16 protein-coding genes are annotated in these 15,607 nt (G+C 36.5%); 14 read left to right on the top strand and 2 right to left on the bottom strand.

Annotation, left to right across the window (positions count from 1 at the left end; genetic code table 11):
• Positions 1–5 precede the first annotated feature (5 nt).
• The 6 genes from PEPE_RS08345 (at position 6) to PEPE_RS08320 (ending at position 5,133) form a co-directional block, all read left to right on the top strand.
• The gene (locus PEPE_RS08345) at positions 6–503 is read left to right on the top strand and encodes a methylated-DNA--[protein]-cysteine S-methyltransferase (protein ID WP_011673830.1); all 498 of its coding nucleotides are present in this window, start codon (positions 6–8) and stop codon (positions 501–503) included.
• A gap of 82 nt (positions 504–585) precedes the next feature.
• The gene (locus tag PEPE_RS08340; protein WP_002834114.1) at positions 586–1,275 is read left to right on the top strand and encodes a response regulator transcription factor; all 690 of its coding nucleotides are present in this window, start codon (positions 586–588) and stop codon (positions 1,273–1,275) included.
• Between the two features lie 11 nt (positions 1,276–1,286).
• A complete protein-coding gene (locus PEPE_RS08335; protein WP_011673829.1) occupies positions 1,287–2,423 on the top strand; it encodes a sensor histidine kinase in 1,137 nt (378 codons plus the stop codon).
• A gap of 180 nt (positions 2,424–2,603) precedes the next feature.
• Positions 2,604–3,860, top strand: coding sequence for a serine hydrolase (locus PEPE_RS08330; RefSeq protein ID WP_011673828.1), 1,257 nt, complete (start codon positions 2,604–2,606; stop codon positions 3,858–3,860).
• A 131-nt stretch (positions 3,861–3,991) separates the two neighbouring features.
• Positions 3,992–4,780 (top strand): AzlC family ABC transporter permease, encoded by a 789-nt coding sequence (locus PEPE_RS08325; protein WP_002834111.1) that lies wholly within the window; start codon positions 3,992–3,994, stop codon positions 4,778–4,780.
• A gap of 20 nt (positions 4,781–4,800) precedes the next feature.
• Positions 4,801–5,133, top strand: a complete 333-nt coding sequence (locus PEPE_RS08320) for an AzlD domain-containing protein (RefSeq protein ID WP_002834110.1) — start codon at positions 4,801–4,803, stop codon at positions 5,131–5,133.
• Positions 5,134–5,274: 141 nt separating this feature from the next.
• Here PEPE_RS08320 and PEPE_RS08315 read toward each other — a convergent pair whose 3' ends face one another.
• Positions 5,275–6,450: an SAM-dependent methyltransferase gene (locus PEPE_RS08315; RefSeq protein WP_011673827.1), complete on the bottom strand. Its 1,176-nt coding sequence runs from the start codon at positions 6,448–6,450 to the stop codon at positions 5,275–5,277.
• Positions 6,451–6,605: 155 nt separating this feature from the next.
• Between PEPE_RS08315 and PEPE_RS08310 the strand changes: the two genes are divergently transcribed.
• The 6 genes from PEPE_RS08310 (at position 6,606) to PEPE_RS08285 (ending at position 11,519) form a co-directional block, all read left to right on the top strand.
• Positions 6,606–7,511: a hypothetical protein gene (locus PEPE_RS08310; RefSeq protein WP_011673826.1), complete on the top strand. Its 906-nt coding sequence runs from the start codon at positions 6,606–6,608 to the stop codon at positions 7,509–7,511.
• A 121-nt stretch (positions 7,512–7,632) separates the two neighbouring features.
• Positions 7,633–8,322: a 2,3-diphosphoglycerate-dependent phosphoglycerate mutase gene (locus tag PEPE_RS08305; RefSeq protein ID WP_002834107.1), complete on the top strand. Its 690-nt coding sequence runs from the start codon at positions 7,633–7,635 to the stop codon at positions 8,320–8,322.
• A gap of 129 nt (positions 8,323–8,451) precedes the next feature.
• Complete coding sequence (locus PEPE_RS08300; RefSeq protein WP_011673825.1) at positions 8,452–9,138, top strand: B3/B4 domain-containing protein; 687 nt, start codon at positions 8,452–8,454, stop codon at positions 9,136–9,138.
• A 127-nt stretch (positions 9,139–9,265) separates the two neighbouring features.
• Positions 9,266–9,898 carry an SDR family oxidoreductase gene (locus PEPE_RS08295; protein WP_011673824.1) on the top strand — a complete coding sequence of 211 codons (633 nt, stop codon included), beginning with the start codon at positions 9,266–9,268 and terminating at the stop codon, positions 9,896–9,898.
• Between the two features lie 271 nt (positions 9,899–10,169).
• Positions 10,170–10,730, top strand: a complete 561-nt coding sequence (locus PEPE_RS08290) for a recombinase family protein (protein WP_011673823.1) — start codon at positions 10,170–10,172, stop codon at positions 10,728–10,730.
• Between the two features lie 135 nt (positions 10,731–10,865).
• Positions 10,866–11,519 carry an AP2 domain-containing protein gene (locus tag PEPE_RS08285; protein WP_002832862.1) on the top strand — a complete coding sequence of 218 codons (654 nt, stop codon included), beginning with the start codon at positions 10,866–10,868 and terminating at the stop codon, positions 11,517–11,519.
• 50 nt (positions 11,520–11,569) lie between these two features.
• Here PEPE_RS08285 and PEPE_RS08280 read toward each other — a convergent pair whose 3' ends face one another.
• Entirely contained in the window at positions 11,570–12,178 is a 609-nt protein-coding gene (locus PEPE_RS08280) for a histidine phosphatase family protein (RefSeq protein ID WP_002832863.1), read from the bottom strand.
• Between the two features lie 377 nt (positions 12,179–12,555).
• Between PEPE_RS08280 and PEPE_RS08275 the strand changes: the two genes are divergently transcribed.
• Entirely contained in the window at positions 12,556–13,653 is a 1,098-nt protein-coding gene (locus tag PEPE_RS08275; RefSeq protein WP_011673822.1) for a bifunctional glycosyltransferase family 2/GtrA family protein, read from the top strand.
• Positions 13,631–15,592: a glycosyltransferase family 2 protein gene (locus PEPE_RS08270; protein ID WP_011673821.1), complete on the top strand. Its 1,962-nt coding sequence runs from the start codon at positions 13,631–13,633 to the stop codon at positions 15,590–15,592. Before PEPE_RS08275 ends, PEPE_RS08270 begins: the two co-directional genes overlap by 23 nt.
• Positions 15,593–15,607 lie beyond the last annotated feature (15 nt).

Raw genomic sequence — 15,607 nt, 5'->3', positions numbered from 1 at the left:
ATGCTATGAAACTATATTATTCTAAATTTCAAGTGAAAGATGCAACGTACTATGTGGCATCGACTAAAAAGGGCTTAGGTTTTGTCGGCTCACCGAACCAAACGTTAAATGAAGTAAATCAGTTTTATCAAGCAATTGAATTAATTGGAGATGAAAAATCAAATATCGAAGCTGTACGTCAAATCAAAGAATATCTTGAAAACCGTCGCCAAGAATTTAATTTAGCAATTGATCTAAGTAATGGAACCCAGTTTCAACAAAAGATATGGAAAACATTAACGAAAATTACGTACGGTCGAGGGGTTAATTATACGGAACTAGAAGAACTAGCAGAAACACCTAAAGCCATTCGAGCCGTTGCTAGTGCAGTGGCGCGTAATCCGATTTTGCTAGTCATTCCTTGTCACCGCGTGATTCGTAAAGATGGGAAAATTGGAAATTATCGTGCAGGGGTAGAATTAAAAGAAAAACTGCTGAAAATGGAAGGTTTTCTTAAAGATTAATAAAATCCAGCCCTAGTAACGGGTGTTTTGAACGAAATTTGCTAGACTGGTAAAAAAGACAGTAAAAAGGGGAGATTCACCAATGAAAATTTTAGTTGTTGACGATGATAAAGAAATTGTTGAATTATTAGACATTTATATTAAAAATGAAGGTTACGAACCAGTATCTGCTTACAATGGAAAAGAAGCTTTGTCTAAATTACGTACCGATCCGGATATTAGCTTAATGATTTTAGACATTATGATGCCGGAAATGGACGGGATGCAAGTGGTTCGGGAAGTGCGTAAGGATTCATCCTTACCAATCTTAATGTTGTCTGCTAAAACAGATGATATGGACAAGATTAAGGGGCTCTTGACTGGAGCGGATGATTACGTAGCTAAACCTTTCAATCCACTAGAAGTCATGGCTCGTGTAAAATCACTTCTACGTCGTAGTGAAAAAGATATGACAGCTGATGAACCAGAAATTTTGGACATTGGTTCATTAATCATCAACAGTGATTCACATGAAGTTCGGACTTTAGCTGGAAAAGATGTGCAATTAACAGCACTTGAATTCGGTATTTTATATCTTTTAGCTAGCCATCCTAACCGAGTGTTCTCAGCAGATGAGATTTTTGAACGTGTTTGGCAACAGGAGAGTGTGATTTCAGCTAAAACAGTAATGGTACACGTTAGTCATTTACGCGACAAGATTGAAGAAGCTACGGGTGGTGAAAAGGTTATTGAAACCGTCTGGGGCGTTGGATATAAAGTAGTCGCGCACTAGGAGAGATTCAAATGAAGTTAACGGGGCGTGAAAAATATGAATTGTTTGGTGAAGGAGTTATTACGGTAATTCTCTTACTATTACTCAATTTATCAGTTTTTATCTTAATTGATAGTGCCTTAAAGTCGAATCCAGCTTTGTCAAACGCGGTCTTTATGGTTAAAAATTCAATTACAATTGGCGGCGTACAGATTTGGAGCTACCAAAAGATTTTTATTTTAATCATGTTTTTGGCTGATGCAGGGGTACTTTATTGGCGCTTAGAACGACGTTACAAGCAAATGCAGTTACGTCATATTATTGCCGAATTACATTACATTGCTAATGGTCATTTTGATCATCGTATTCCATTTGAATTAAGTGGAGACCATCAACGAGTGGTGGATAGTGTGAACTCACTAGTTGACAGTGTCATTAGCTCCATGGAAGAAGAGCGAGCGCTTAAGCAATCTAAAGATGATTTAATTACCAATGTATCGCATGATTTACGTACGCCATTAACCTCAATTATTGGTTATCTAAGGTTAATTGAAGATCGTCAATTTAAAAATGAAGATGACATTTTAAAATATACGCATACAGCATATTTAAAATCAATTCAGATGAAATCACTGGTAGAGGACCTTTTTGAATATACCAAGGTTAGTCAATCTAATCCCCATTTGACAATTAATACGATTAATGTGGATTCTATGCTCCAACAGTTAGCAGCTAGTTTTGAACTGGAAGCTAAGCAGAAGCATTTTGTGATTACTTCTCAATGTACGCCGAAAGATTTAGAAATTACCGGGGATGCCGAAAAAATTGGTCGGGTGTTTAACAATTTGATAACCAATGCCTTGAAATATGGTAATGGTGGTAAAAATATTTTTTTGAGTGCCAAACAAATTAATGATACGGTAATTTTTGAAGTTGCTAACGATGGTGAAAAAGTACCTGCTGAGGCCCTTGGCAAGCTTTTTGACCGCTTTTATCGAGTGGAAGGTTCCCGTTCCAAAGCCACTGGAGGAACAGGACTTGGATTAGCTATTGCTCAAAGCATCGTTGAAATGCATAATGGTACTATCGAAGCTCATTCGAACGATAAGCGAACGAGCTTTGTGATTCAGTTGCCATTGCATCAACCGGTAAGTAAGGACTTACCATAGAAAATTTAAAAGATGTAAAGACTGTGATGAAAGATTTGAAGGATGGTTTAGAGCTATTCGTCAAAGAGCTACGCTTCAATTGTGGCGACTAAATTTTAAGAGATTAACTTGTTAGTTACCACATTGAAAAATAGACTTCCTTTTGGAACAGTCTTTTTTATTCGGATCAGGAGTTAGATTATGAAAAAATTATACACGATGCTGATTGCGTTTTTAATGATGATGACGAGTTTTGCGCCAGCGCTAGCTGCTGAAAATAACGAATCAGTTATTGAAGCAACCACTAGTAATATCACTGCTAAATCAGCGATTGCAGTTGATGAAAACACAGGCCAGATTCTATATAGCAAGGATGAAAACACAGTTCGTCCGATTGCCTCAATGTCGAAGATTGTGGCAGCTTACCTCATCATGAAGAGCGTTAAAGAGGGCCAAATGCATTGGAATCAAAAAGTGTCTATCAATAAGAGCTTGGAAGAAGTTAGTAACAACAGTGAATTAACCAACGTTCCGCTTTCTTCTAATCAAACTTATACAGTGCGTAACTTGTTAGATGCATCATTAATTTATTCAGCTAACGCGGCAATTTTATCTTTAGGAAAAGCCCAAGCAGGAACTTCGGAAAAATTTGTCAATGAAATGCGGTCAACTGTGAAAAAATGGGGCATTAAAGATGCAAAATTGTACAACGCAGCGGGCTTATTAGAAAGCCAAGTTGGTAGTGAAAAGTACCCTGGTACATCTGGAAATATAGAAAATGAAATGTCTGCTAAAGATATGGCAATCGTAATTTCCCATGTCTTAAAAGAATTCCCTGAGATTCTAAATATCACTAAAATCCAAAAAACAACTTTTAATACTGGAAAAGAAGAACTTGAAATTACTAATCATAATGAATTACTAAAAGGCGCTGAACAGTATGAAGCAAAATACCAAATTGATGGTCTAAAAACAGGTACATCAGATAAAGCCGGAGAGGATTTTTCTGCCACCGGTAAAATTAAAGGTCACCGAGTAATCAGTGTTGTATTGGGTTCCGGTGAAAATCAACGTTTCACAGATACCAAAACGATTTGGAATGCGTTGATGACTAAGTTGGCCGTTTTAAGTTCCAATTTGAAGAATCAAGCCTCTGTTAAAATTAACTCAGCTAAAGTTGCGGATGTTAAATTAGAACTTACCCAACCGCTAGATTACTGGGTTCCAAAAGGTCAGAGCGAAAAACTGCATGTTAATGCAATTAAATTAAATGATCCAAAACAAAAAGCACCCATTAAACATTCTAAGGTAATTGCGACGGCGAATGTTAAAGGCAATCAGGACCAATTCCTTGAAAATGGTAAGGGTGTACATGTGAAATTGAAACCAACTCAAGACGTGAAAAAAGCTAATATTTTTGTTCGTTTGGGGCGTTCTATAGCTGATTGGTTTAGTTAAAGGACGCGATTAAAGAGGGATATTTAGTGGCTTTACTATTAAAATTTTATTTAGCGTGTTAGAATTAATTCGTATGCTTTGCAAAAAATTAATGTATTCTTTTTATATCTAGTTTTTTTGGAGGACAAACTTTGAAACAAATTAAAACGGAGGCGCGCTGGAAAGAAACATTTAAAGTAGCGTGGCCACTTTGTTTAAGTTACACGCCGATTGGGCTAGCATGTGGAATTCTATTACATGCTGCTGGTTTCAATACGTTACTCACTGGATTAGTTTCCTTAGTTATTTTTTCAGGTGGGGCCCAATTTTTGATTGCGCAAATGTTAACAGTTAACGCTCCTATCCTGACGATTGTTTTGATGCTCTTCTTCCTAGAGTTAAGATACGCATTGCTAGGTTCAAGTTTATCGAAATATCTACAAGGTGAGAGTCGTAGTTCGATTTTTACATTTGCTCTTTCCTTGAATGACGAAAACTACGCTGTAAACTATTTAAAATTTGCAACAGATAAACACTGGACCCCTAATGATGCTCGCCAAGTTGAGCACTGGTCACTCCTTTTTTGGACCGTTTCTAATATTGTGGGTTCATTGATTGGTAGTGTGCTTAGTATTAATCTAACTGTAGTTGATTTTGCTTTGACCGCCTTATTTATCTATATGATTGTGATGCAAATTAAATCTCGACTTTCATTGCTGATTTGTATCTTTTCAGGTGCCCTTGCTGCAGTATGTATGATTATAACTAAGAGTACCTTAGGTCTCGTGGCATCAACTTTGATCGCGTCATTTACTGGATTTTTAATCGAAGAGTTACTAGTAAAAAAACGACCAGCGAGTGCATTATTACAAGATATTGGTTCACGTAAAGGTGGTCCAATCATCGAAGAAATCGAAAAAAAAGAGTCAGATATTCTTTAATTTGGTAGGAGAAATCACGCATGGAGTACAGTTCATTAGATCATCTATTGATTATTATTCTCGGTTTCTTTGTGGCGTTTGCTCCACGTTATTTACCACTACTATTCTTTTCAAAGCGCCAAATCCCAGAGTGGTTTAACGATTGGATGAAGTACGTACCAATTTCGTTATTTACGGCATTGGTTGTCAAAGGAATCTTTATTTCAAGCAAATATACGTTAGTTACTAGTGGAAATCTTGCCTTGATTATTGGTGGGCTAGTTGTTATTCTAATTGCCTATTGGACGCGCTCAATGGCGATGTCAGTTATTGTAGGGCTCGTAACAGTAATGATTTTAACGTTAATAATTTAATAATAAATATTGTAAAATGCAATTTTAAACACGCTCATTCGTTGAAATGAGCGTGTTTTTTATATAGCTTATAGGTTGAACGATTAATACAAAAAAGATTCATACTGAAGGCTAACTATTGTCTTCGGCATGAATCTTTTTTTATTTTTCATACATGTAGTCACGAGTCATTGGGAGAACGCGTCCGCTAGCACCTTTAGTGAGGAGATATTGAATGACATCAATATTACCTGATTCAAATGATGCTGAACATGCTTGGAGATATAAATCCCACATGCGCACAAACCGTTCATCAAACATTTCTTGAACTTCAGCACGATGCTTATTGAAGTTCACGTCCCATATCTCAGTTGTCCGTTGGTAATGACGACGTAGTGGTTCCATATCGTCAATTTGAAGACCACTATTAATGATATGATCGATATTTTCAACTAGTCCGGGGACATATCCACCAGGGAAAATCCATTTGTTTAACCAACCATTGTTGGCGCCCCCTTGTTGACGAGTAATGCCGTGAATTAAAGCTACTCCATCGTTTTTAAGGTATTTTGCTACATTTTCAAAGTAAATTCCGAGATTTTCTTTACCAACATGTTCAAACATACCTACACTAGTGATGTAATCAAATTTAGCATCACCCAGTTCACGATAATCTTGAAGACGAACTTCAGCTACTCCTTCGAGCCCTTCGTCCTTGATACGTTGATTAACTAGATTGTACTGTTCTTTGCTTAATGTTACTCCAACTACCTTAAGATCAAACTCTTTAGCAGCTGTGAGCATTAAAGTTCCCCAGCCACAACCAATATCAAGCAAGGTTTTACCACGTTGGGGATGAAGTTTACGAATAATGTGACGAACCTTGTTCATTTGAGCTTGTTCAAGGGTATCTTGATCACTTTCAAAATAAGCACACGAATAAGTCAGGGTAGGGTCAAGCCAAAGACGGTAGAAGTCGTTACCAATATCATAATGATTTTGGACGTCCTCCATACTTTCTTTTTCATTATGTCCTTGTTTAGGGAGAAAATGAATAAATTTCTTATTATGGAAGAAACTATCGGCATTTTCATATGCCGATGTGATTAGTTGTTGTAAACTACCTTCGACGGTGATGGTACCGTCCATGTAGGCCTCACCTAGTGCAATCGAAGCATTCTTTAGAATAGCTTTAACTGGGATGGCCTTATTAAAGGTTATGGTGACTTGAGGATCCCCCGTTCCATATACTGCAGAACTTCCATCCCAGTAATTGACGCGTACTGGAATGTTAAATGTCCGCTTTAAAAACGATTTGTAAAATTGTTTCTCAAGCATTGTGTCAGATCCTTTCTAAAATAAAAGAGTTATATTACTGTTATAAACTTTGTTGACATTTTTTTCAAATGTGAAGCATTATATTCAAGACTAAGCAGTAAGTTAAATGCTATTTACGTGGTATAATAAATCAGATATGCAAAGGAGGTTAGGCAATGAAAAAATGGATTTGGGCAGTGTTAATTTTTCTGGTCGCCGGTGTTGTTGGCGGATATGCAGTCGCTCATTATCACGAAGAACAAGTACAGTATGAGCGCAATATCACGAATGGAAAAACAGCAATTGATCAGACCAATTACACTGCAGCTAAAAACTATTTTTCACGAGCCATAACCATTAGGAAAGATGACCAACAAGCTGCTAATTTACTGGCACAAACGAAAATGTACATGCGAGCAAGTTCTGAATTTAAGAGTAATGAATTTACTAGTGCGCGTGGGGATTATCAAACTGTGCTCACCTATAAAAAGGCTTCGGCCACTTTAAAGCAGCGGAGCGAAACTAAAGTTAAATTAATTGATAAAATTAAGCAGAATGTTAAAAAATTTAATAAAAAATTAACGGCAGCTAAGCAAAAAAATGAAGCTTGGGATTTTTACGGATCTAATGCAATCATTGATGGGCTCTTAAGCGATAAAGAATTTTCAAAAGAGTATTACAAGACGATTTATGATCAAGCCCTAGTGCTTCAGCGTTTTAATAACGCTGGAATTGTAGCGGATCAAAATTCATTTAATACGGATACGACGCCGGATAATAACGAGAATAGTATGGAATCGGGATCGAGCCAACAGGGTCTACCACGTTATGGCGGGCCAATTCCGTCATCTACAGCTGTGCCAGATAAAACGGTTCCTAGCAAGAATAATAGTAGTAAAAGCGTTACTAAAAAAACAGCTAAGTCTAATGCAAAAGAGTCATCCAGCAGTAGTGCAACGGAGAACAGTTCTACTAAAAAAAATGAACAGACCGGTAGTTCGTCTAAAGCTGAATCCTCTAAGACAAAATCAAGGTCAACCGAAAATGAAGATATTCCTATAAGTGATACCATTGAAGAATAGTTTTTAGCTAGTTAATCGGCTTTTTGTGGAAACTTCTTCATTTTCAGTTTGTACTAATTGCTCAAAAATTGTAAAATTATAATGTTAGAAATTTAATTCAAGAAAGAGGTATTTAAACGATATGGCAAAATTAGTTTTGATCCGTCATGGACAAAGTCAATGGAACTTATCAAACCAATTTACTGGTTGGGTTGATGTAGATCTTAGTGACGAAGGTGTTAAACAAGCACAAAACGCTGGTAAGTTAATCAAGGAAGCTGGTATCGAATTCGATCAAGCTTACACATCAGTATTAACTCGTGCCATCAAGACTTTGCACTATGCTTTGGAAGGTTCAGACCAACTATGGATTCCTGAAACAAAGACATGGCGCTTAAACGAACGTCATTATGGTGCTCTTCAAGGCCAAAACAAGGCTGAAGCAGCTGAAAAATGGGGCGATGACCAAGTTCACACATGGCGTCGTTCATACGACGTTCTCCCTCCACTATTGGATGCAGATGATGAAGGTTCAGCAGCAAACGATCGTCGTTACGCTAACTTAGACCCACGTATCATTCCTGGTGGTGAAAACCTTAAGGTTACTCTTGAACGTGTTATTCCTTTCTGGGAAGACGAAATTGCTCCTAAGTTAATCGATGGCAAGAACGTTATTATTGCTGCACATGGTAACTCACTACGTGCATTGAGCAAGTACATCGAAAATATCTCTGATGAAGATATTATTAATCTTGAAATGGCTACTGGTGAACCAGTTGTCTATGACTTCAACGAAAAGCTTGAAGTACAAAGCAAAACAAAGCTTAACTAATTTTAGTTAAGTTCAAGAAGTCTCAATTCGGTTTGAATTGGGACTTTTTTGTTTGCTAATATTTTTGTTGCATTTGCACCTATTTTAATATATAATAAGCAAGGATAACCCATAAAGGAGGAATTAATGATGCAAGCATTGAAAATCGATGAAGAAATTTGGCAAATGTTTCCAGAGGCGCGTTTTGAAGTTTTGGTGGTTAAAGGGATTAATAACCAATCTAAAGCTGATGAATATTATCAGGAATTATTAGATCGTGCAATAGAAAAATCACAAAAGTATATTGCTAATGATGTTTTTCGAGATAACCCAGTCGTTAGTGAGTGGCGAACTGCTTTTACTAAATTTAAAAAGAAAAAAGGGGCGCGGGCTTCAATTGAAGCCCTTTTGAAACGCGTGTCTCAAGGGAAATCATTAAGTCCGATTAATCCATTGGTAGACATCTATAATAGTATTTCATTGGAATACGGGGTTCCTTGTGGCGGAGAAGACTTACAAAAAATGGATGGAACCATGCATCTAGGAGTGGCAAAGGGAGGAGAAAGTTTTCGTCCTTTAGGCTCAGATGAAGATGAACCAGCTTTACCTGGGGAAGTAATTTATTATGACGCAACTGGTGCGATTTGTCGTTGTTTTAATTGGCGTGAAGCCCAGAGAACGATGTTAACTGAAGATACAACTGATGCTGTCATGGTGATTGAAGCAATTAATGCCGATCAAGCTCAACGTGCGAAATCAGCCATTGAAAAATTAAAAGAACTAGTTGAAAGCAAATTGAATGCGACTGGTGAGCATTTTACGTTGCAAGCTCAATAGAAATTAAATCAAATGATGTTTTGCTCAATCCAGTTGATAAAGCTTGAGAAGATAAGTCGTCTCTCCAACGCATTATTCGTATCTTTTGTATAATGGCAGTAGATTAAGTTAATAATGGAGGCGGAATATGAAAATTTTTGTAGTTGGTTCAACTGGTCGAGTTGCAGAGCATCTAATTAAGGATTTAGTTAGCGATGGTCATGAAGTAGTAGCTGGGGCCAGAAAGATTGAACGGGTAATTGAGTTAGAACATGTTACTCCAGTGCATTTTGATTTACATGATGATGTAGATGAAATGACCCAAAGCATTAAGGATGTGGATGCAGTTTATTTCGTAGCGGGTTCCCGGGGGAAGGATCTTTTGCAGACAGATGCCTTTGGAGCAGTAAAAGTTATGCAAGCTGCAGAAAAAAATGGAATTAAACGATTTATCATGCTCAGCTCAATGTTTTCATTAGAACCCCAGGAATGGCATCGGGAAGGATTAGCAGATTTAACTGATTATAATATCGCTAAATTCTTTGCCGATAATTATTTAATTTCTAATACCAAATTAGATTACACTATCTTACAACCTGCTAGTCTTACCGAAGAAGAAGGTACCGGAAAAGTATCCATCAATGGTAGTGGCAAGCAAAATGCTATTTCAAACGTTGCTCAGGTTTTGGCAGCCTTACTTAAACATGATAATACAATCAAAAAAGTTATCCGGATGAGTGATGGTGACCAAAATATTGACGACGCACTAACGGAACTTTAATTAACAAATTTACAAAATAAATAGGGTTACGACGTATTTAAATATGTCGTAACCCTATTTTTATTGAATCAGGATGTAGATAGTCTAAATCACTTCATTCTGAGAGATTTTTATAATAAAATAAAGGTTTCTTTCATTAATAGAAACAAATAAAACTAATTAACGCTAAAAATTATACCGCTTAGGCAATATCATATATAATGCAATGCTTTTTTAGGGTACACCCTAAAAAACAGACATTTAGATGTCTAAAATCTAGGAGGTTTTATTTATGAAATATGGTTATGCTCGGGTAAGTTCGCAGGACCAAAACTTGGCACGTCAACTACAACGTTTAAAAGAAGTTGGAATGGATCGTATTTACGAGGAAAAAATATCTGGAGCAATCAATGAACGTCCGGAATTGATGAAGGTTTTAAAACGCCTTAAACCGGGCGACGAACTCTACGTTATCGAGATGGAACGTTTAGGAAGAAACAATGAATATCTTACTCACATTTTTATGGAAGTTTATTTAAAGGGGGCCAAATTAGTTATTTTGGATTTGCCCACTTTTGATGATATTGATGATGCAAACATGCGTAATTTCTTGAGAAATATTTTTATCGAGACAAAGAAATTCCAGGCAGAGTCGGAAAGAAAGCGAATTCGGATTCGACAACGTCAGGGAATCGAATTGGCTAAAAAGCGGGGGGTTTATAAAGGACGTCCAATTCTTTTTGGACCAGATGTTAAAAATCAAGCACGCCGAAAAACGTATTTTGAAATCGTCGAAATGTTAAATGCTGGTCAAAAAGTTATTTTAACGATAAGCATTTTGAGCTATACTTAGTTTAGGCGCTGAACTATTCTAGTGATATATTTAAAAATATAAGGTAATTAATTGTTTTTTTAGGGTGTACCTTCAAAATACAACTTCATGTGTATTTTGGCTTAAATAATGCACACCCTGATGAGGAGGTTGGTCATGAAAATTCGGATTGATATAACTAATAAAAGATTTGGTAAGTTAGTTGCCAAGTATCCTTCTGGCAAAGCTAAAAATGGTAATACAATCTGGCATTGCGTATGTGATTGTGGTAATGAAACAGATGTGGAGTTACAGCATTTGAAGGTAGGTAGCACTAAAAGCTGCGGTAGTTGCTCACGGGTTAGATATGATCTAACTGGGCAACAATTTAGTAGATTAAAAGTTTTGCGAGTTGCATCAAAGAAGAGTGCCGCAGGTAACACCTTTTGGGTTTGTGAGTGTACATGTGGAAACATTATTGAAGCGGATGGTTATCGCCTACGTCGTGGTAGCGTACGTAGTTGTGGATGCTTACGAAAAGAAAAAGCAGCCTATCAAATCCGAGCTAATCAAGCGACTTTAGCTAGGATGGGAAATATTGATGCGTTAAAAGATGTTAATGGAAATCCCATTCAGTCCATTAAAATTGGGGCTAGAAATACCAGCGGGGTAATCGGTGTGTCATTCGATAACCACGCTCAAAGATGGTTAGCTAGGATGATGGTTAAGGGTAGTTTAGTTTTAAATTCAAGTTTTGCTGACTTTGAAGACGCTGTTCAGGCCCGAAAGGAAGCAGAAAAGAAATATCTAAATTCGAAAGCTAGTGTGTAAATAAAAAATGGATTGAAACCTTCATGATGTTGGAGGCTTCAATCCGTTTTTTAATTTAATTTTTGATTGTAAAGATCAATGCGGGGTTCAAAATGATTAGTTTCATCTAGATGAATTTGATTTAGAGTAACGTTGCCAATCTTACCAAATTGGGCAGGACTGACGTGGAGTAAGGCAGCAAAGAGGGCTCGCGTAGTCATTCCGTGACAAATGAGTAGGATTGATGCAGTCGGATATTTTTGCTTCAATTCATCTAAAAAGCCTGTTACGCGGTTAACCAGCTCATCGTAACTTTCTGAATTGGGTGCATAATCGGAATACTTCTCATTAAACATTCCCATTTGATTGAAAATTTCAGGATATTGTTCAAAAATTGCGTCTTCGGCAGTTCCATCCCAGTCTCCAAAATTCATTTCAGTTAAACGTTCATCAAAATTAATCGCTGAAGCTTGGTCACCTAAGAGTAATTCGGCCGTTTGTTTAGCCCGACGCATGGGACTAGAGAAAACTTGATCAAATTGATTCCAGTCAAAAGCACGTTGAGCCTCTTGGGCTAACTCGATTCCAGCTTCTGAAAGATCAACATCAGAACCAGCCCCCGAAATTAATCCGCGACCGTTATCGCTACTAATACTATGTCGTACAATTGTTAAATCCACTGTTTAAGTCACCGCCGTTTTTGTTTGTTAATACGCTTACATTTACGATGATACCATAACTTAGACATTGAGAGTATTTTTCTAGTTTAGATATGTTTTGTTTAAAATTAATTTCAATAAAAAACTTTTTTACGTCTCAAAGTTTATTGCATTAGTCAAACAAGTTAAGTATAATGGGTTTTCGCTGGTTATTTACAGCGTGAATTATTACTAGGGTGAAAGATAATGTACAAACGGATTGTGTTTTATACTGGTAAAACGATTTATTTTACACTTTTATTACATTTGAATGTTAATGCACTTCTTTAAGGTGTATAGAGTGTATCATGATATAGGGTGGAAAATTTTTATTTTAAGTTTAAATAATAGGTGAAATTATGAAAAAATATGGAATTTTGATTCCAGCTTTAAATCCGGACCAAAAGTTAATTAAATTGGTCCATGAATTATTAAATAATGTGATTAATTTTGATGCGCTAGTATTGGTTGATGATGGCAGTGCGGTCACGAACCAAGCTGTTTTTAAAGAACTTGAGGAAATTGGAGATCAGCGAATTCATGTTTTACATCATCAACATAATGAAGGAAAAGGCGCGGCGTTGAAAAATGGTTTCCGTTATATCCGCAACTATTTTCCAGAAATCGAAGGGATTGCGACAATGGATTCAGACGGACAACATACCGTGGGAGCTTTAAGCTCATGTATGGAGAAGTTCGAAGAAAATCCCACAGACTTGATTATTGGAGTTCGCAAATTTACTAACGAAATTCCCGCACGAAGTCAATTCGGAAATGTCTTAACAAGTAAATTAGTGAAGTTGTTAACTCACCAGAATATCTCAGATACACAAACAGGTCTAAGAATTATTCCTCACCAATATGTAGATCAGTTAATTGAATTTCCTGGAGACCGTTTTGAGTTCGAATTTGATATGTTGCTTCAGGCGCGTAAATACGATGTAAAAGTGATTGAGCAATCCATTCCAACCATTTATTTGGATGGTAATAAGTCATCTCATTTTCGAGTGGTTCGAGACTCGCTTGCAATCTATGCCCGTTTCTTTAAATTTGCAGGGAGCGGAATTATTTCTTTTATTGTTGATATTGCGCTTTTTGAAGGAATTATCCTACTAATGGGAAACCATGTGTTAGATAGTATTATCCTAGCAACAGTTATTTCTAGAGCACTTTCAGCGGTAGTTAATTATACGCTGAATCATCGCGTTGTTTTTAATGGAGGTGGGCGGCAAACTTTCATTAAATACGGGGCTTTATTTATAGTGCAGATGATTCTTTCAGGTTATCTAACGGACTTAGTTACCAATTGGTTACCACATAATGGAAATAGCATTGCCCCCATGTTGGCCAAAATGTTGGTTGACTTCACATTATTTATCATTAGTTACCAAATTCAAAAAGACTTTATTTTTAAAAAAGATACTGAGGTGAATTATGCCAAAAATCAAGAAAGTTAGTTATATTTTAGCAATTGTTCTATCAGTAATTTACCTGTTTTGGCGTGTGTTTTTTACCATTCCATGGCACGCACACATATTTACTTTGATTTTTGCTTTATTGCTGGTAGGGAGTGAAATCTTCTCTAGTTTTACTGCCTATGTATTGATTATTTTTAGATTAATTCGAGCAGATAAGACCCAAAAACTAGAAATTCCTAAGTTTGATTTGCAACAGCCGATTCCTAAAATTGACGTAATTATTGTTACGCATAACGAAGAAGTTTCGTTGCTAAGAAAAACAGTCAATGCAGCAACTTTTATGGATTATCCTGATAAAAGTAAAGTTAACATCGTAATTGCAGATGACGGAAATCGTCCAGAAGTACGGGAACTAGCTAAAGAATATCAGGTTAACTATGTGACGATGGAAAAAAATAAGCATGCTAAAGCGGGGAATATTAATAATGCGCTGGAACAGTTAGATGCACCTCTATTTGCTATTTTTGATGCAGATATGATGCCTTTTTCTAATTTTTTAACTAGTAGTGTCCCATTTTTCACAGAAAATTTTGCGGAATTGGAAGAGGATCCAGACCATACTAAGCCAATCGGATTTGTTCAGACTCCTCAAAGTTTTTATAATGCGGATATTTTTCAATTTAATCTCTTTTTGCAAGATGCTGTAGTAAATGAACAGGACTTCTTTTCGCGGGATGTCAATGTGTTAAATGGTTCTAACGGACATGCCTTGTTTACGGGATCAAACGCAGTTTTTTTGCGAGAAATTGTTGATAAAGTTGGAGGATTTCCAACGGATACGATTACAGAAGATTTTGAGTTAGGAACAAAGATTAACAGTGAAGGTTACATTAGTATTGCTACTCGTGAACCCGTTTCAAGTGGAATCACACCAGTTGATATTAAGAGTGTTATTAAGCAAAGAACTCGCTGGGCTCGAGGAGTTATTCAGAGTTGCAGAAACATGCATATCTTTACTAATCCGAAGATTACCTTACTTAATCGAATTATTTTGATTAATACATGGCTTTATTGGTGGTCATTTTCTAGACGGTTAATTTATATTGCAGCTCCGTTATTGTATGCGTTATTCAAAGTTCAAGTTGTTAATGCTAATTTCTGGATTTTAATGATTGTTTGGGCCCCAGGATACTTCTTATTGCATTTTGTTTTGGGAGATACTTCCAGCAATATCAGAAACGAACGCTGGGGGGAAATCCAGGAAACTTTCTTTGCTCCATATTTGTTTATTCCAGTTATTTTGGAATCAATTGGGATCAAAGCTAAGAAATTTAAGGTAACAGATAAAAATGTTAAATTTTCGATTGTGGATAAACTCTACATTATTCCATATTTTGTTATGTGGGCTTTAACCTTATTAGCGATTGTGAAGTTCAATTATGGAAAATGGGGATCAGAAATCATTGTCGGAAGTGTTATCACTTTCTGGTTAGTAATGCACTTTATTAACCTAAGCTTCTGTTTATTTATTTCCATGAAACGTGATATCAATCGTAAGAGTGAACGGTTTGTTCGGCATGCTAAAGGTAAAATTATGGTAAATGGCGAATGGGCTAAGTTTAAAACCCGTGATGTTTCAGATGGTGGTTTTTCATTTGAATTTGTTAATAAGGACTTACGCCTAAAAATGAACGATCAAGTCGAAGGAATTATTTATCACGAAAACTTTCCGATTAAGTTTAAATGTACTGTTGCTCGAGCGGTAGATACGGAACCGATTTGGCATGGGGTGGTAGTCAAAATTGATAAGAAAGAAGATCAAGATCATTATCTTCAGTTAATTTACGATGGGGAGAATCAATTCTTATCAAAAGAGCAAGACCACTGGATGACGCCTTTTGATGAACTTCATTTAAATGTTATTCTAAGAATGAAAGAATTAGAAAGAAATGCTACTCAATTTATGAGACAACGGTAATTAGTTTAAGAAATT

This window comes from Pediococcus pentosaceus ATCC 25745, from assembly GCF_000014505.1.
Taxonomy (GTDB): Bacteria; Bacillota; Bacilli; order Lactobacillales; family Lactobacillaceae; genus Pediococcus; species Pediococcus pentosaceus.
The sequence above is the reverse complement of the archived record's forward strand: the minus strand, read 5'-3'. Positions and strand labels throughout refer to the sequence as shown.